The following is an 18824-nucleotide window of genomic DNA, read 5'->3' as shown; positions in this document are numbered from 1 at the left end:
AACGTTGAAGGATATAAAGGGGTTGTCTATAAATCGTTCTCAACGTTAGAACTGGCAGAAATTTGGTGGAGGCAGATGTCCCCAGAAACACAATCTCCCAACTATCATTTTGAACAATTAGAGATTTCCATTGAGTTTCAGTCTATTGAGGCAGAGGAAGAACAAGGGCCTTATTACACCTATTTAATTATTGATCCTCGAACACAGATGCCCTTTTATGTTGGACAAACCCATGATATGGAACATCGCAAATCAGCCATTTACGTGATTCTTACAAACATAGAGCCTATAAAAAGTGGATTGCAAGTATCCCGAAGGATGGCCTCGAACCGGAATTCCAGATCGTTGATATACAGCCAACAAAAGCAGATTCCCTGCGTTCAGAAACCGAATGGGTAAAAAAGCTTCATACCAGGGCATCCGTGTCTGGTTGGCGTGAACATAAGGAATGGATCGATTTAATCCTTAGAGAAAAAACAGTAACCAATAAAAGTGGCATGGCTCAATCAAATAATGACTTTGCGGCAAAATAGCGGCAATGTTATAATGTTATTGAGGAAGGTGATGTTATGTTCACACCCAAATATTCAATAACGGACGCCATTGCCCGCAGACTAATGGATATACAACGCGCCAGTGTTGTAGTGGATTTGCTTCCATTGCCCGCATCTATTCTGGATTTGCTTAAGAAAGAATCGATGGAAAAGACGGTCATTCTTTCAACGAAAATTGAAGGAAACACGCTTGACGAAGCGACGAAGCGAAAAGTCTTGTACCAAACCAGCGATGACAATGAAGAGCAGGAAGTTTATAACTTAATGAAAGCTTTGGAATACCTGGATGAAGCCGAAAAAAGGCAGCTCCCGGTCACAGAGGAATTTATTAAAAAGCTGCATGCCATTATCCGAATATCGCACGGACGAAGACCGCGTATTAGCGAGTATCGAGAAGAACAAAATCAAGTAGGAAGTCGTAATGCTTCCGGTTATTATTTGCCGCCAGAATGGAAAGATGTTCCGGTATTAATGGAGGATCTGGTAGCCTGGGTGAACTCTCCGGAAACCTATTCGGTTCCGGTTCCTATCAAGGCTGGGATATTCATGTGGCAGTTTCTAACGATTCATCCGTATTTGGACGGGAATGGCCGAACGGCCCGGATGATTACGACGTACCTTTTACGCCGCGGTGGTCATGGACTGAAGGGTTTATTCGTACTAGAGAATTTCTACGACCGCAACTTAGCTGAATATTATCGCCGACTCCAGTTGGGTCTCCATCACAACTATTATTTTGGGCGGAATGAGGCAGACTTAACGCCCTGGCTGGAATTCTTTATTGATGGTTTGGCGGAGGTTTTTCAAGAAGCCGCTGCCATAGTAACAGAGAAATCTGCTCAAATGACCAAAATCGAACCGGATTTGATTCGCAAGTTAGATCCCCAGCAAAGAATGGTGTTCGCTCAATTAACCTTTAAACAAGACACCTTAACGACAAGTGAAATGAGGGACCTGCTGCGCTTATCGGATCGTTCAATAAGGGAAAAGGTTAGTCATTGGAGAGAAGAAGGATTCATTGAGCCGCGCGACCAAGACGCCAAAAGGGTTCGTTCGGTCAAATTATCCGCGGAATACGAGAAACTGGCTCAAGACATTCGGAATGCCCCGGATAAGTACGCTCATTTTCTAAAATGAATGCAGCACTGCGATCTCAAGTTGAGATTCCGCAGTGCTTTTTTATGTGTAGAACATACATTCGCTGACAATCTATGGTCGCTGCGATCCGTCATAATGGAGGAAAGACATACGGGAGTGAGTACAGTGGATCAACCGATCTATATCGCCATCACTGGCACGGAGCATTACTACGGAGCAGCTTTTTTAAAGCCGGGTCAGATCGTTCACTTGATCAAAGACCCGGATAATCCGCATGACCATGAAGCAATAAAGGTGGATATGATCCCATTGGGCAAAATCGGTTATGTCGCCAACAGTCCGCATACCGTACCAAAAGGATGCCGCAGTGCCGGCCGGATTTATGATAGGTTTGAACAGCATGTTTGCGGTATGGTGCGATTTGTCGTGAAGGATACAGCCATTGTTGAACTTACGCCGGGCATAGAGGAAATGTACATAATCAAAACGACAGAGGACGTTGCGTTTTCTCCTTGTTTAGGAAGGAAGAACTAGGTAAAACGTAGAATCCCAATTATGATAAGGATTTACATTCAAATACCACGATGGGAGCTATAACATGACGGATAAAGTGATACGACTTTTTTATCGTCATCGCAGATCGTGTTCTTTTTATTTTGATGAAGGGAATTTACTTCCCGTGCCCGAAGTATTAAGGAACTAACATTAAATGGAAGCAGGGGCTGGCAGTGTCAGAAATTTGAACATCCCTCGAGTCCTTTTTATTCTACACTTCTTCAAATTACATTCGGATGAGGAACATTTCGTAACGGTAAAGGATATTAAGAACGCCTGCGATTGTCATTTCGGAAATGAACAAAGCATTTCCATTAACACGGTGAAGAATTTAATTACATCCCTCCAAACTATGGGATAGACATTCAAGAGTTCCCACAGAAAGGACGATCTACTACATATTCCTTCCAACATCATTTACTCGAGCCCCATGAATTAAGACTTCTTATTGATGCTATATCAGCATCGAGATCCATTACGTTTCAAGACAAAACAAATGATTCAAAAACTCAAATCGTTAACTAGCATACATCATCAAAAACAAATGAATCACGAATTATTGATTTCTGAAGCAATAAAAACTGAAAATCGACAAATCTACATTCACACTTTGCACCAAGCTATTGTACTCAAACGCAAAGTACAATTTCAATACGGCCTATTCAATGACGAGATTCATTTTCAACTCATCCATGAAGGAAAATTATATACTGTCATTCCTTAGGCTTTAGTATGGCATCAAGATTTTTATTATCTAATCGCTCATCAAGAAGATGAAGATAAAATCAAGCATTTTCGAGTGGATCGTATGAAGAATACCAATATGACACAGGAGAACTATTCCCCTATGCCATTTGATGTGCATCAACATATGCAGGGTTCATTCTCGATGTATCCAGGCATACTTCATTCCGTAGAATTTCACTTCCGTAAAAAACGATTGATCGTTTCGGGGTAGGCATTCGCTTCTTTGCGTATACATACAAAACAGAAAGGTGGAGCTGCTATGCCGGATTCTCAAAACAAGTTAAAAACACCCGATCCTTTTGTCGTGAGTAAGAACGAGTGTCAGTTTAGTTTAGAAACATATTTGTTGAGCAAAGGCTTTAACATTATTCAACGAAAGGAAAGAACGAGCCGGATCTGGTAGCCAGTAAGCAAGAATCGATCTTTAATTTTGAATTGCGCGGCAATCATGCCAATCATCATGATGCGCTTACAGTTTTTGATTCGTCTCAGCTCTCCATTCATTTGTCCGAGCAAGTTTGTGCTATCATGAAATACATGCAGCAAGTCAAATCCAACCATTACTACTTCCTGACAAATCCTGATATTCTTCGAATTCGCGAACGAGTTGATAAAATAACCCGTGCACTGGACTGTTTACATGTTTATTTGGCTTGGATCCAAGCAGATGGGAGTGTCAAATTCGAATCGTGTGGCAGTAGCAAACTTCCTCAAGTACTGCTTGACTAACTGACCAATCATGTATGGGGAGAACCAGATGAAAGAGACCATCCTTTCTGCAGCTGGCGAAGGATGATCGTTTTCGATATACGGAGAACGCATCAATGGCGGTTGGAAGTTTGATGTACGGACGAATGAATCCGCTTCTCAGGAATATGCATATGAAAAATAGAGGTACTTTTTGACGGATAAGAACCCTTTATGCCAAGGAACCGATTTTATTCGGCATGCGCGGCACATCGTGATCATTTCTGGAGCCGGTTGCTCCGTAGACTCGGGTGTTCCAGATTTTAGATCTTCAACGGGTTGGTGGAGACATATAGACCCAAGAACCGTAGCAACTGTAGAGGCCTATGAGCCAAACTAAGAGTTATTCCATGACTTTTATTCGGCAAGGATTAAATCTCCACACAGTCAAAACCACATAAAAGACATGAAGTACTGGTAAAGTGGGAGAGGCAAGGAAAAATTAAACAAATTGCCAGTCAAAATGTAGATGGCCTTCACCAAAATGCAGGCAGCCGAAATGTTCAAGAATTGCATGGCATTATCAATGCAGATCAGACGGGAATGGAAGATCAGTTCGATCTATTTATCAAAGGCAGAGCAGAAGAAACATTGGTTGCTTTGGATAACTGGTTGGAGTATGTTTCCAACGGATAAGAAGGAAGGGAGCGTCATGGCAAGATTGTATCCTCAGAAAGTTTACGGAAGAATGAGAAGAATTAGGGATAGTCATGGAGAATTTGTTAAAGATGTAAATGGAAAATGCTATCTGGTTCGAGATCAAACCAAGATTAAGTTTGATAACACAGAAAAATTAATAGCAACCGTCTTTATGACGAATCCGGGTTCCTACGGTTTTGATAGGTTGGATAGTTGGGGCGATTTCGTTAGCGGAATAGGCGAAGAGACTGAGCTGAAAGGATGGGGATATCCAGATCCCACTATGCGAAACGTCATTTGGGCGATTCAAAGGGCGTATGATCGCATTGGATATAGTAAGCCAGAAGGGTATGTACGGATATTCAATACTTCCAATATCGTTTGTCCGAAGGGTGAAAATGTCGAACATTACCATGATGAGGTCAAGAACCACGTTGAAGAGAATGAAGGGGATTTTCTCTCGGAGCCATTTGAAGACAGCTGTATGGAAGAATCTCCGATCGTAATGATAGGTTTCCTAAAGGATAAATTTGAGCAAGAAGTTCGATCATTGGAAGCTCGCTTGAAGCCATTTCAAGAAAAAATCGTGTGTGCTAAAATTCAAGACTGGCCAGCTCATCCGGTGAATTGGGTTCGAAAAGCTCATTTGGGTGAAGAGATCATCAATAAGCTCGTTATCCGATTAAATAAACAGTAAAACAAGAAGCAGTGATTCTGCGATATCAGAGAAAAAATCCATAAAAGGGATTCTTGGATGTTACCTATTATGGGAAACAGAGGGGATTGTCATGATCGATAAAGTCATTCGCATTTTCAATATTATTAATGCAATACAAGCAAACCCTGGAATCTCGGCAAAAGATCTTGCTTTCAAATGCGATGTAAACATTCGTACTATTTATAGAGATATGGATATTCTCGAACTCATTGCCCCGGTTTCCAGAGAGGGCAGAGGCACCGGATATCGGTTTATGGGCAAGTTCTTCCTGTATCCTCTTAACTTTACCGAACAGGAAGCTCTCGTGTTTTCTTTGCTCCCTTCCATGCTGGACAAGGACAAGCTGCCCCCAGGTTTCGATACGGCCTATGATAAGGTAATGGGCACTCATTTTAAGGAGAAGTCGCGCCAAAATAACATTATTGAGGATATCGTCGGTGTCATTCAGATGGGCACACCCGCGTACCGTAAAGAAAGTCCAAATTTTCTGCAGCCAATCATTCAAGCAATCTTGGAGCATAAAACAATCGACGTTGTCTACCATACTCAATACCGTAATGAAACGACGGAGCGCAAAATCGATCCGTATTATCTTGTCCCACGCGATCAACGGTTTTATTTGATCGGCTATTGTCACTTAAAGCAGGACATTCGGACCTTTCGGATCAGCCGTTTTCAGCAGGTGGAGCTTACCGGACAGCAGTTCGACAAAGGCGATTTCAATATCAAAAAATACTTGAAGAACACGTGGTCCATCGATCGTGGGGATAAGAATGTCACTTTCAAAGTTCGGTTCGATGCTGAAGTCGCCCGTTACATTAAGGAAGAAGAACTGTTCGTACACCCGCGAATGAAGGATCAGAAGGACGGCAGCCTCATTTTTGAAGTGACTGTTAACAATGAAAAAGAGTTTTTGAGATGGATCCTTCAGTATGGTCCGTCGGCGGAAATCCTGGAGCCCAAAACAGTCCGGGAATCGTTAAAACAGCAGTTATCGCAGTGGTTCATGATGTATCAATAGAAGTAAATTGCTCCCAAAGGAGGCTTATCGATTGCAACTGCAATTTGAGCGATTCATGGGAAGCCTGGTTGGTTTAGCCGTCGGCGACGCACTTGGAACCACCGTTGAATTTTCCACGCCGGGGAAATTCAAGCCAGTTGAAGACATGGTGGGCGGAGGAGTCTTCCAACTTCAGGCGGGAGAATGGACAGATGATACTTCGATGGCGCTCTGTTTGGCAGAGAGTTTAATTGAATCAGGCGGATTCGATCCTGTCGATCAAATGAGACGTTACGCAAAATGGCGATATGAAGGGTATTTGAGCAGCACGGGAAAGTGTTTTGATATTGGTAATGCGACAGCGGAGTCAATCAACCTATTCCGGAGAACAGGTGAGGGGTATTGCGGATCGACAAATCCAAATGCGGCCGGTAACGGATCCATCATGAGGCTATGTCCCATCCCGTTATACTACGCGGCAGATCCGAAGCAGGCCATTCATTATTCGGCATTAAGCTCAAAAACGACGCATGCGGGCGAAGAATGTGTGGATGCTTGCCGATTGATGGCCTCATATATATTGGCAGGGTTACATGGTTGGCCCAGAGAAAAAATGCTCGAGCCATCAGCATTTGATGAGTGGCTGAATCAGAAACCTTTGGCGCCACGGGTTGCCGATATCTTGGCGGGATCGTACAAAGAGAAAGAACCCCCGGATATTCAAGGTTCGGGATATGTGGTGAAGTCGCTTGAGGCCGCGTTATGGGCATTTTATAAATCGGATGATTTTGAACAAGGAGCTTTGATGGCCGTAAATCTGGGCGATGATGCGGATACCACAGGAGCTGTTTATGGTCAAATTGCCGGAGCGTATTACGGTGTGGACGGCATTCCGGAAAAATGGCGGAACAAGTTGGCCATGAAGACATTGATTGTAGGTTTTGCTGAAAGTTTATACCATAGAGCAGCCTCGCTTCGCTAAGAAGCGGGGTTTCTTTTTGCGAACATATATTCGCTGAGAAACAGGTGCCCAAGAGAAAGTTTAAGATAGAGGTACGAGGACGATACGAAGGAGGGCATAGTTCAAATGAAGCTCATCATAACGAAACACGCTTTCGAACGTTATCGTGAAAGAGCGGCGACATGTCAGGACGACTTCTATCATTTTCAAAATCGATTGCGGAAGGTATCGAGAAAAGATCTCTGTTTTTTGGAATGGAAAGGGAAACCTGCCGTCTACTTCGATCAGACCTATTGGCGTTATGAGCGAAATGAAAGAACAGATACCATTACTTTAATCACGTGCCTTGGAATTCTGGAATATATCAGTCTTCATAAATGGGCGAATTATGTAACTGCCAAAAACAGCCGCGCGGCAAAGAAGTTAATGAAATCTATTCGAAGGAAGGAGATGCAAGATGAATCAACCTGTGTTGTTTAACCATTCATGGAGTAAGCCGTTTTTGCCGACTGGGGGAGCGGAGAAGATTTATCTCCTCATCGAAGTTCATGGGGTTGGAAAGCCGAAAGACGCCAAAGACCGTGCTCCGATCAATCTTTCACTGGTATTGGACCGCAGCGGTTCCATGTCCGGAGAACCGCTGATGTACAGCAAAAAGGCGTGTCGGTTCGTCGCAGAACAGATGAATGTCAATGATTTACTCAGCCTTGTCGTATTTGATGACCATGTCAGAACCGTTTTCCCGCATGCAAAAGTGACGCATAAGGATCTGGTCAAGCAGCGCATCGATACAATCGAAGCTGGTGGAACAACGAATCTCAGCGGAGGCTTGATCGAAGGTGCGCAGCATGTCCGGAAAAATAAGGCCGAAGGCATGGTGAACCGTGTGATTGTCCTGTCCGATGGTCATGCCAACGAAGGGATCACGGATCGCGAAAAGCTGTGCGCAATTGCAAAGGAATACTGTTCTTCCGGTGTCGGGATCAGTACAATGGGTGTCGGCGACGGTTTTGACGAAGAATTGATGGAAGGCATTGCGGAGCATGGCGGCGGAAACTTCTACTATATTGATAAGGCGGATGACATTCCTTCGATTTTTCAACAAGAGTTGCAGGGGTTGCTTTCCGTAGTCGCTCAGAATGTCAAGCTTAGGCTGATTCCATCGGATGGAACACAAATTGTCGGACTTTATGGGTATCCGGTGGATGATCAAGAAGGGCATCCCGTTATCCACGCCGGCGACCTTTATCAGGATGAAGTGAAGTCCGTTCTCGTAGAATTGGCTTTTCATCCTCATACGGAGGGTGAACATAATGTGCTCCAATTAACCTGGGAGTACGTTGATGTCACGGAGAATGCTGTAGCTTGCAGCATCACCATTGATGTAAAGGCTACTTTCACGTCGGATATCAATTTGCTAAACGTGCCCGGAAACCCCGAAGTGGTACAGCAGGTTGAGCTGACCAAATCTGCGAAGGTCATTGAAGAAGCCATGGCGGCGTTCGATCAAGGGGATATGGAACATGGCCAGAAACTGCTGAAAGCCCAGGCGGATCAAATGCTCCAAATGTCTGTCGCCACGAACAGCCCGATCATGGCCGAGGAGTCGGCGAAGCTGTACAGTCAGTTGGAGAATTTCGAGTATTCCAGCAAGAAGCGTAAGGAGCTGCATCAAGAAAAGTATCGCCGGATGAAGAGAAAGTAGAGAATTCGTCCCAATTGTGGTCCCAATCTTCAAATAATATGAAGGTGTGGGACTTTCTTTTGTTGAAATTAATTACAAAACTATTCATTAGAGTGGGTGCTGCTCATGAATCAGACTCAAGTCAATCAGCAAATCGCCAATTGCCTGAAGTGTGATCGTTTGGTCTTACATCGTATAACCGTCGGACCAAATGGCAATTATTGGTCAAGGGGTGTACCTGGATTCGGAGATGCGAATGCCGAGATCCTGATCGTGGGTCTTGCGCCAGGTGCGCATGGCGCCAACCGTACCGGCCGCCCTTTTACTGGAGATTTTTCAGGAGATATGTTATTTGCAGCCTTATATCATGCCAGTCTTTGCAACCAAGTATCATCGATCGATAATCGGGACGGTATGAAGCTGAATAACGTTTATTTAACGAACATCGTCAAATGTGCTCCACCTAAGAATAGACCATCGCTAATTGAAATTCGCAATTGCAGGAGCTTCTTTATGCATGAACTCGAGCTTTTATCGAACGTAAAGGTGATTCTGGTATTCGGAGAACTAGCTTTAAAAGAAGTGAAATATTATTTTTCGAATCACGGAATCGCGACGAATCATGTTATCTGGGAGCATGGAGCCTTATATCAAATGGGTAACGGATTGCCCAAAATCAAGGTGAGCTACCACCCATCAAGACTCAATTTCATCTCCCCGATCTCGAAGGAGAATAAAGAAAAGAGAATGACGGAAGATAAGCTCCAACAAATCTTGAGGGAAACAGTCCAAGCTTTGCCTGATGGTGGGGGGAGATGTTAAAATGGGTGACCTGAAAATACAAAAACTTGCCGACTTCATCTTAAACTCAAAATACACCGTTATCCTTACCGGCGCTGGCTGCTCCGTGGATTCCGGGGTTCCGGACTTCCGCTCGCCTCAAGGATGGTGGAAGAAAATCGATCCGCGAACCGTTGCGACAGTGGAGGCACTGAAAACGAATTATGATTTGTTCCGATCTTTCTACCAGGCTCGGATTCAACATCTTGACGGCATAACCCCGCACGAAGGACATCGAGTCCTCTCACGATGGGAGAAAGAAGGCAGTTTGCAACTGTTAGCCACTCAAAACGTCGACGGACTGCATCAAGCGTCCGGGAGTCGTCACGTCAGGGAATTGCATGGTTCTATTCGGTCTTTTCGTTGTCACAATTGCCAGCGGCATGCTTCCAAGGAACAGTTTATGTTGGGGGAGCATTGTTCGGAATGCGGAGAAAAATTGCGGCCGAATGTCGTTTTATTCGGAGAGTCGATGCCTGAGGAGGAATGGGCCCGATCGTTGGAAGCCGTCCGCAAAGCTGAGCTTGTGATCGTTATCGGGACCAGTCTCCAAGTCTACCCGGCCAATCAGCTTCCTCGCATGACATCGGGACGCACCGTACTTATCAATGTGGAGGAAACGGGCGAGGAGGACCGGTTTAATTTGTTCATTGCTGGCCGGGCAGTTGAGGTGCTTCCGGCAGTAGAAGAGGCGATAAAGAGTACGCATACCCTTAATAATGAAAAGAGGTAGCACTTGAGTTTTCAGGAAAGAGCAAAGCGTCATTTAACGTTATATAAGGAAAATTCCCTCTTTATCCTTGAATCCGGGCTGTGGAAAAAGAACAATCGGTCCTATGCACACATTTTGCCTGAAGAGATGAAAGATCTGAACCTCTTATCTTTTTACCGCAAGGAACTCTCAGACTACATTCATGCCAGAAATATTCATTTACATCAAGATTTTCATCACTTGAATTCGTCTCAAGCAGCCTGCCTGAATTTCTTTTTCCCCATGCTGAAAGAAAATCGAATCGATTTGCTGCTCGAACTTTTGGAATTGAACCAGGAAGAAGCAGTAACGGTCAAATTTGAGAAAATCGTTTCTCAGAGGGAGGCCACGAATTTTGATTTCTACATCGAATTGAACACAGGAAGGAAAATCTTTTTTGAAATCAAATTTACGGAGGCCGGGTTCGGAAAAGTATCCGATCTTCCGAAATATCGCAAAAAATACAAGGAAATTTATCAATACACTCTAGAAGGCAAAATAAGGCGAGATGTAGATACGTATTCAGCCCTCATTTCAAATTATCAATTATTACGCAATATCTCCTATGTTGATGCCAATCGGAATGATCTGCTTATTGTGATTTGCCCTGAAGCAAATACGAAGCTTCGCAATGAGTTTGACATTGTCATAAACGAAATTGTCGATCCACATTTACACAATAAAATCCGATTTTTGACCTGGGAATGGATGCTGTCTGAAATTCTAAAGAAACTGGAACTCACGAAATCATACGACAGATTTAATGAGCATTATACTCAGTTTGCAAATAAATATATTTTTGACTGATACTCGCTGGCTCTACTTGCGAGTTTTTCTTTTTAACTTCGAACAAACATTGGCGTCACAGTTTTTTCCATGAAGGAGGAGGAGTCCTGAAAGTTAGAGAAATAAACAATTGCTGAAAAATGTTGGGGGTAGAGACCATGCATGTAGTTGATACGTGAATCGAATTATCGAACGTGCTAAAAGCCAATCTTTTGAAATACATACTGTCCCACAAAACAAAAGGGCACCATTATGGTTTCGAGTCAGTACTGATGGAAGTACAGTTATTATCAGTCAGGCAAAGGATAACGCACCAAGTTCCACTTTGAAAATACCCAGGACGATTACGTTTGAAGAATTTGAAAGGATATTTCCTTATTATCATTTACGGCTTAAAGGGACCTCTGTAAGTCACGAAGCCATACGCAAATCGGTAAATACGGTTTACATTTACGTATTAATCGCAGATGCCCTTTCGCGCTTGACAACACTATAGAGCATAATGAATTGAAGTACCTCGCGGAATTGCTTGCGAGGTATTTTTCTTTAGAACGTATATTCGCTGACATCCTGCTGCCCACACGTAGTTTTAAAATAAGGATAGTCTTAGGCAAAGAGGTGTGTGCATATGGAATCTCCAGTTTATGTCGCGATAACGGGCATGGCTCATTATTATGGAACGAGTTTCTTGAAACCAGGGCAACTCGCACATCTTCTTAAGGATCCGGATAATCCATACGATCAGGAAGCTATCAAGGCTGAGATTCCTCCAATCGGCAAAATCGGTTATGTGGCTAACAGTACACATACAGTACCCAAAGGATGTAGAAGTGCGGGTCGTATTTATGATTCATTTGAGCACCGAGTCAGCGGCATCGTTCGTTTTGTGATTAAGGATACAGTTATTGTCGAACTTACGCCTAATATTGAGGAAGGTTATATCATCAACCTGATGGAGAATATTTCATTCCCATTAAGATAGACCGAATCCCTCCTCCATTTCCGGTTAGTGGAAGGAAAGGGGTGTATTTTAGAGAATTTAGGTATATTGGATTATTCGTAAGGAGGCTTTAACATGGATCTGATCGATCGGTTGTATCAGAAAATCAACGAGGCTACTTTGACTCCGAAAGTGTTGTTGGCCAGATCGTATGCGCAAGGACATCAACTGCTCGAGCAGATATGTAAGCGCTACGGAGCTATCTTTAACGTAGAAGTGCAGACTCTTCGCGGAATTGTGATTGCAAGTGCGAAGTCAGAGCTGTTTCGCAGAAAAATCAGTTTGCTCGATGAGGAGCAGGCTGTTTGGATTGTCCGTCAGCTGATGAAGCAGTTGGCCGAGGAGAATCCGAAGAGTTATATAACCGAGTCCATGTTGAAGCCCGGTATAGTGAATAAAGTGAATCGTGCCATATCTGATATGCGCTTGGCAGGTGTTTGTTCTGAGGAAGTGAAAGCGGAGCATTTCACGAATCTGCATAAAGGCGAATATTTGAAACGATTGCTCGCAGCATATGAAACGTATCTGCGGGAAAATGGCCGGACGGATGTTGCCGGATTGGCTGAATACTTGAAACCAGGAGCGGACGATACCGTCTATCTGGCGCTTACGCCAACAGGGTGGACGTGGGTGGAGCAGAACATGATCCACAAGCTGTCGGGTGATCGTCTCTGCTTCCTTGATTCAGATGCTCCTTTTTATATAAACGAAGATTTTTCAACAAATAGATTCACTATGTTTCGCGCCACCGGAAGTTTAGCGGAAGTCAGAGAGGGATTTCGAAGAATACTATCGGACCCCGCGGCTCTTGATCGGATGGAAATCATTGTGTCTGATTATGAGCACTATGCACCCATTATTCACTCGCATGCCGAAGCGCTGGGCGTCGAATATACGCTCTCGAACGGGCTGCCACTTATATTTTGTGCTGCCGGAAAAGCGGCTGTAGGTATACTTGATTGGATTGCAGAAGGCTTCCCGGTAAACAGGCTTGCGGAAATGCTGCGACATGGCTATATTTCGTTGTCAGATGAACGTTGGTCTCGGGCCGATTGGGTTCGCTTGCTGGAGAAGTCCGGTATTGGTTGGGGAAAGGCAAGGTATCTTGCTATGCTTCGTCCAGAAAGACTGAGCGAGGAAGATCGGGAGCAAGGCAGTGCTTTATTTACTTACGTGAAAGATTGGTTTGATCGGCTGCCCGAAGGCAATGAATGGAATCCGCTTTTACTGTTAGGGTGGGTGTCGGATTTTATTCAGAAATATGCGCCAGCACGGTCACTGGATGATGCAAACGTAGGGGCAGCGTTGAAGGAGATGACTAAACGTTACTCAGCAAGTTCATCCGAACCTATGCAGATGGATTTGGTCGTCCAATACGTGAAAGAGATGTTAGCTGTAATTCGTATTCGCGTCACGGCAGCACCGAAACCGGGTGCGATTCATATAAGCTCTTTACAAAACGGTGGATGGAGCGGGAGAGAGCGGACTTGGATCGTGGGTATGGATGAGAGAACTTGGAGTGTATCTGCTGTGCAAGACCCTGTTCTCTTGGATCAAGAACGTATTACGCTGTCTAAGCACTTGGAGCCTACTCATGAACATGCACGGAATGTCAGGAACGAACGTGAGTCCCGACTGTCGCAAATTCGGGGGGAGATATGGTTAAGCTATTCTTCTTATGATACAGGAGAGCAAAAGAGCCAAGGTCCCGCTTTTGAAATGCTTCAAGTTCTGCGGTTGCAGTCAGAAGATTCGTCATTAGATTTTGGAGCATTAGAGCATTCACTAGGTGAACCTTACAGTGTAATGGATATCATGCATGCAGCCGAGTTATCTGCTCCGTTTGATGGAATCGATGCGTGGACCCGACTGCTGCAGGGACCAAGCGGCAAACGCAAGGATGGATGGAAGGCTAATCTCCAAACATATCCTGCTCTTGCTGCGGGTTACCAAGCTCAAACTTTCCGTCTGGATGAGAAGCTCTCAGCTTATGATGGTTGGCTCGAAATCGACCCTTCCACAATTTCTAATGACTCAGAAGAGGTTCAACGCCGCGATACAATTAGTGTAAGTCAGTTAGAGAGATATGCGAGCTGCGGGTTACAATACTATTTTTACTACGTCTTGAAGCTTCGTCCGAAGGAAATCGTAGAGTTCGATCGGACCCGCTGGCTGCAAGCAAGCGAAAGAGGCTCCTTGCTACATGACGTTTTCAGAAGGTATTTAGAGGACGCCACTGACAAGGGTACGAAACCGGTAATGCATGACAGAGGCCGATTGGTTGAAATTATGGAAACGGTGATCAGGGAGAACGCGCTATCCATCCCTGCTCCTAATATGCATGTATTCGCCAAGGAATGTGAGGAAATCCGGCGTGATGTGGAAATCTTTTATTTCAATGAAGTCGGCAAAATGAATCAACCATGCTTCTTCGAATTGGAGTTGACGACGCACGATGGAGAGCCCATGGAGATTCATTTGTCCGGCGGCATTCGTTTTAAGCTGAAAGGTTTCGTCGACCGGGTCGATCGGATTGGACCTCACGAGTACCGAATTATCGATTATAAAACGGGTAGCACAAGTAAGTACAAGGCTTCAGAATATTTCAGCGGCGGAACACAGCTTCAGCATGCTTTATATTCAATTGCTGTAGAGCAGTGGCTTCGCGAAACGGGGATGGACCCCGAAGCCAAGGTTACTGAGGCGGAATACTATTTTCCAACGGAGCGTGGGCGTGGCGAGAATGTAAGACGTACTCAGAACCGGAGAGAAGAGCTGGCTGCCATCATTGCAAAGTTGCTGGAATCTCGGAATAGAGGGATCTATGTCCCGGCTAAGGATTCGAGGACATGTGGGTGGTGTGATTACCAAGCCGTGTGTGGATCTCATTCGGAGTGGATGGCGGGCAAACGCGATTCGTCTGTAAATGCTGATATTCTAAGCACGCTGCTGGAGGTGGAGAGAATTGGCTGAACCGAATGTCTTAGCGGCACCTGCAGATCAAGCTGACCGTGAGCGGATACTTACAGATTTAGTTACGACTTTGCTCGTTGAGGCAGGGGCTGGATCGGGTAAAACGACCAGCTTGGTTGGCAGGCTTCTGGCGTTGATCGAATCCGGCGTTAGCGTCGGCCAAATAGCCGCCATTACTTTCACCAACAAAGCTGCAGACGAGATGAAAGAACGATTCCGATTGGCATTGGAGAAAGCATATCGGAATGCATCGGATGCTTCTTTGGTTCACGAACGGTTGACCGAGGCGCTGGGGAATCTTGATCTTATTTTTATCGGAACCATACATTCGTTCTGCGGATCGCTATTGCGCGAGCGTCCCATTGAGGCAGGGCTTGACCCTTCATTTGAAGAAATTGACGAAGAAAGCGATAAGCAATTCCGCGCGAGTTGCTGGGATGATTACATGGCTGAGCTGGATGGGGAAGCGCGGTTCCAATTCGAAGAATTATTGTCGCTGCGTGTGGATGTTAACACACTTCGGGACGTATTTGACCGTGTGTCTTTGTTTACTGATGTTGGGCTTCTTTGCGAGGATCGGGAACAGCCCAACTTTGATGGAATTCGGGATACACTGATTCCTTTGCTTGATGCTGCAGCGCCATATATTCCGACGGTTGAGCCTGAGAAAGGCTGGGACACGGTTCAGAAGCTTGTTCGACAGACGCGTCAGAAGATGCGCTACATCGACTTGTCGGATGATATGCGAATTCTTGAGATCGCAAAGGAGTTTGACCGCAAGCTCGACGTGACGCTGAATAGGTGGACATCCAAAGAACATGCCGGCGAGATGAAGAAGATTTTTCCTGATTGGCAGATCAACGTACTTTTCCCGTTCCTTCAGGAATGGCGTGAATATATGTATCCGAAGCTGATCCGCTTCATGCGGCCTGTACTTGATTTTTACAAGGCACGCCGATACGCCGCGGGAAAACTGAATTTCCAAGACTTACTCATGGAAGCTGCCAAGCTTTTACGTGAAAATAGTGATGTAAGAGCCTATTTTGCCGAACGATACCAGAGGCTGCTTGTCGATGAATTTCAGGATACTGATCCGATTCAAGCTGAGCTGATGTTTCTGCTCACTGGGAGCGCTGATGGTGGGGTATTCGAGAAAAACTGGCGGCGGCTTACACCACGTCCTGGTTCCTTGTTCGTGGTCGGGGATCCGAAGCAGTCAATCTATCGTTTCCGTAGGGCGGATATTTCCATATATAACGAAGTCAAGTCGCGCATACAGGAGTGCGGTGCGGTTTTACATCTATCGGCCAATTTCCGTTCTGTACGTTCCATCGGGGATTTCATTAATGGTCAGTTTGTCGGCAAGTTACCGTCTTCGGAGACGGAGTACCAGGCTGCGTTCGTGACGATGGAGACGCGAGCGTACGATCCCAAAGGCGGTCGTAAAACGCCACATGGTATCTACGTTCTTAATTATCCAAAAATGCCGGGAGGTAAAGCTGTAGTCGCACAAACAGATGCCGAACAGATCGCAAAATATATCTCATGGGCGTGCACAAATGGCAATTTGCAGATTGTAGATCGTGATGGAGGAAGCCGAGATGTGGTTCCGAGTGATTTTCTGATTCTGACGAAAACTAGGGAATTCATCCACCTCTACGCAGAACAGTTGGATTTGTTTGGCGTACCGGCTGATACTTCGGGCAGCACGACAGTCTACGAGGAGTTACTAGCACTGTTACAGCTAGCACGGTATTTAGAGGATTCCGCCGATAAACCGGCTCTACTCGCAGTTATGCGCGGAATGCTGTTCGGATTGAGCGATAAGCAGTTATGGGCCTATAAGCAGGAAGGATTTTCGTTCTCGTTATTTGACTTGCCGGCGTTGGAAGCATGCAGTGATGAAGCCATGGCAGTTGTTAAGGTGCTTGGAAGGCTTCAGAAATATATGGGTTGGGTTCGCACGTTAAGCGCGGTGACCGCGTTCAGTCGAATCGTGGATGATCTCGGTGTTCTGCCATACGTGTCGACGCTGCCGGCAGGCTCTGTTCGTGCGGGGACGATGGTCAGAATGTTGCAGCTATTACATGGAGATCCTTTGGCGAGTTCAAGCTGGGCGCAATTGTGTCGATTGATCGAGCAAATGCTCGCGGATCGAGGAATGGAAACATCAAGCCTTTACGCTGGCGGCAACCAGGCTGTCCGTATTATGAATCTGCATAAAGCCAAAGGACTTGAAGCGCCGGTGGTGTTCTTGGCTTGTCCCTGCGGGGAGTCTGATCATGATGCGACGCAATATATTGATCGTTCCGCAGATCCCGCGGCAGGTTACTTTACGATAAGTAAAACGATCGGAGAGTTCAAAACGGAAGTGATCGCTCAACCATCAGGTTGGGGTGAGATGAACGAACGAGAGCGTGCTTTCTCAAACGCTGAGAAAGATCGGTTGCTTTATGTCGCTGCTACACGTCCGAAACAGATGCTGGTCATCAGCCTGTATCCAGATCAGCCGGCGAAGTGCCCTTGGACGCTGCTCGTGGATGGTATGGATTTCGCACGCGGGCTTGATGTGCCGGCGATGAAGCCGGAGAAGAAGACTGAGCTAACAATGGGGCCGGATTTGAAAAACATGGTGGAAATTCGAAAAATGAGGTTAGATGCGATTAGTGAGCCTACATACGCGGTTTTATCAGTTACTGGCCAGACTAAAGCAACCGGCGATACTCCGGAATGGTCCGCGGAAGGCAAAGGAATGGCATTTGGCAGCGTCGTTCACCGTACAATTGAGCTGCTAGGCAAGGAGTTGTCGGAGTCGGAACTCGAGGACACTGTACGCTTTTTGGCAGATGAGGAAGGCATGGCTGCGGATCACATAAGCGAAGCCAATCGGGTCGTAAGAAACGTAATAGCCAGCGAACTCTGGAAGCGCAGCCTGCACGCTCGCCGCCGCTTATTCGAGGTGCCGCTGATGATTCGAAAGAATGCCGATGGAGTCAGCGTATTTAGCGATGTTGGGGAAGCTGGGTCAGAGGTTGGGGCCGCATTAGATGGAACAGGTTCAATTAGGTATGCCTATGTTCGTGGAGTCATTGACTTCCTTTTTGAGGAAGAGGATGGCTGGGTTATTGTTGACTTCAAGACTGACAGCGTAACAGAAGAGAATTTGCAGACATTCATTGACTTCTACCGGCCGCAGGTGCATGCTTATGCGTTGGAATGGGAAGAGACTTTTGGTTATAAGGTGAAAGAAGCGGGATTGTATTTTGTTAGTTTACAAAGATTTGTATCTATAAGTTAGGAGGGCTAACGTGTTTGATATCGAGACTGTTTGGGCAAATGTGTTAGCGCATGAAGGAGAAGTATTTCACCAAATACGCGGCGGCGAATTTACATATCGAGTGAAGGGGAATATGATTTTTCCGGATCGGACGAATGTACAGATTTCCAAAAATATCCAACAATAAGCCTTAGCCTTTTTCCGTTATCAAATACTAAAAAAATTCGGCACTTAAGAGGACCATCCTATATTTACGCGATACTTATGGATAAGCGGATTCATCATAATAAATAAAGTATAATAATAGGCTATTAATTTTTGGAGGGAAATTGCTCGAAAGGTCGAATTTGTAATACTAACGAACTAATTAGTCATAAAATTACCAATACTAGGTTTACTGATGGGGAAGATATGAATGAGCTACTGTACATTCACCACACCCGTTTTAATCTGAGAGAACTGTACAGGGCCGAGAAACTACCGGGCGTTCAGCT

Annotated in this window: 15 protein-coding genes and 2 pseudogenes; all 17 read left to right on the top strand. The window is 45.3% G+C overall.

Annotation, left to right across the window (positions count from 1 at the left end):
- The first annotated feature begins 569 nt into the window (after nucleotides 1-569).
- Complete coding sequence (locus FKP33_RS19920) at nucleotides 570-1691, top strand: Fic family protein (RefSeq protein WP_141336178.1); 1122 nt, start codon at nucleotides 570-572, stop codon at nucleotides 1689-1691.
- A 126-nt stretch (nucleotides 1692-1817) separates the two neighbouring features.
- Nucleotides 1818-2186, top strand: a complete 369-nt coding sequence (locus FKP33_RS19915) for an HIRAN domain-containing protein (protein WP_219996679.1) — start codon at nucleotides 1818-1820, stop codon at nucleotides 2184-2186.
- Nucleotides 2187-2946: 760 nt separating this feature from the next.
- Nucleotides 2947-3165 (top strand): annotated as a pseudogene (locus tag FKP33_RS28600) (WYL domain-containing protein); the annotation flags it as partial.
- Between the two features lie 750 nt (nucleotides 3166-3915).
- Nucleotides 3916-4041, top strand: coding sequence for a Sir2 family NAD-dependent protein deacetylase (locus FKP33_RS28595; protein ID WP_373423928.1), 126 nt, complete (start codon nucleotides 3916-3918; stop codon nucleotides 4039-4041).
- Between the two features lie 35 nt (nucleotides 4042-4076).
- Nucleotides 4077-4169: pseudogene (locus FKP33_RS27990) on the top strand (hypothetical protein); the annotation flags it as partial.
- Nucleotides 4170-4185: 16 nt separating this feature from the next.
- On the top strand, nucleotides 4186-5037 hold the full coding sequence (locus FKP33_RS19900) for a hypothetical protein (protein ID WP_258313498.1): 852 nt from the start codon (nucleotides 4186-4188) through the stop codon (nucleotides 5035-5037).
- A gap of 91 nt (nucleotides 5038-5128) precedes the next feature.
- Entirely contained in the window at nucleotides 5129-6079 is a 951-nt protein-coding gene (locus FKP33_RS19895; RefSeq protein ID WP_141336175.1) for a helix-turn-helix transcriptional regulator, read from the top strand.
- A gap of 31 nt (nucleotides 6080-6110) precedes the next feature.
- A complete protein-coding gene (locus FKP33_RS19890; protein ID WP_141336174.1) occupies nucleotides 6111-7040 on the top strand; it encodes an ADP-ribosylglycohydrolase family protein in 930 nt (309 codons plus the stop codon).
- A gap of 105 nt (nucleotides 7041-7145) precedes the next feature.
- Nucleotides 7146-7499 carry a sortase family protein gene (locus FKP33_RS19885; RefSeq protein WP_141336173.1) on the top strand — a complete coding sequence of 118 codons (354 nt, stop codon included), beginning with the start codon at nucleotides 7146-7148 and terminating at the stop codon, nucleotides 7497-7499.
- The gene (locus FKP33_RS19880) at nucleotides 7477-8724 is read left to right on the top strand and encodes a vWA domain-containing protein (RefSeq protein ID WP_141336172.1); all 1248 of its coding nucleotides are present in this window, start codon (nucleotides 7477-7479) and stop codon (nucleotides 8722-8724) included. Before FKP33_RS19885 ends, FKP33_RS19880 begins: the two co-directional genes overlap by 23 nt.
- Before the next feature lie 105 nt (nucleotides 8725-8829).
- Entirely contained in the window at nucleotides 8830-9525 is a 696-nt protein-coding gene (locus FKP33_RS19875; protein ID WP_141336171.1) for a uracil-DNA glycosylase, read from the top strand.
- Nucleotide 9526: 1 nt separating this feature from the next.
- Nucleotides 9527-10276: an SIR2 family NAD-dependent protein deacylase gene (locus FKP33_RS19870; protein ID WP_141336170.1), complete on the top strand. Its 750-nt coding sequence runs from the start codon at nucleotides 9527-9529 to the stop codon at nucleotides 10274-10276.
- A 3-nt stretch (nucleotides 10277-10279) separates the two neighbouring features.
- The gene (locus tag FKP33_RS19865) at nucleotides 10280-11101 is read left to right on the top strand and encodes a PGN_0703 family putative restriction endonuclease (RefSeq protein ID WP_141336169.1); all 822 of its coding nucleotides are present in this window, start codon (nucleotides 10280-10282) and stop codon (nucleotides 11099-11101) included.
- Between the two features lie 607 nt (nucleotides 11102-11708).
- Complete coding sequence (locus FKP33_RS19860) at nucleotides 11709-12062, top strand: HIRAN domain-containing protein (RefSeq protein WP_141336168.1); 354 nt, start codon at nucleotides 11709-11711, stop codon at nucleotides 12060-12062.
- Between the two features lie 93 nt (nucleotides 12063-12155).
- Nucleotides 12156-15053 carry a PD-(D/E)XK nuclease family protein gene (locus FKP33_RS19855; RefSeq protein WP_141336167.1) on the top strand — a complete coding sequence of 966 codons (2898 nt, stop codon included), beginning with the start codon at nucleotides 12156-12158 and terminating at the stop codon, nucleotides 15051-15053.
- Nucleotides 15046-18351 carry a UvrD-helicase domain-containing protein gene (locus FKP33_RS19850; protein WP_141336166.1) on the top strand — a complete coding sequence of 1102 codons (3306 nt, stop codon included), beginning with the start codon at nucleotides 15046-15048 and terminating at the stop codon, nucleotides 18349-18351. The genes FKP33_RS19855 and FKP33_RS19850 overlap by 8 nt, the downstream gene beginning before the upstream one ends.
- 10 nt (nucleotides 18352-18361) lie before the next feature.
- The gene (locus tag FKP33_RS27790; RefSeq protein WP_258313497.1) at nucleotides 18362-18517 is read left to right on the top strand and encodes a hypothetical protein; all 156 of its coding nucleotides are present in this window, start codon (nucleotides 18362-18364) and stop codon (nucleotides 18515-18517) included.
- Nucleotides 18518-18824 lie beyond the last annotated feature (307 nt).

It is taken from the genome of Paenibacillus sp. tmac-D7 (assembly GCF_006519665.1).
Classification (GTDB): Bacteria; Bacillota; Bacilli; order Paenibacillales; family NBRC-103111; genus Paenibacillus_G; species Paenibacillus_G validus.
The sequence above is the reverse complement of the archived record's forward strand: the minus strand, read 5'-3'. Positions and strand labels throughout refer to the sequence as shown.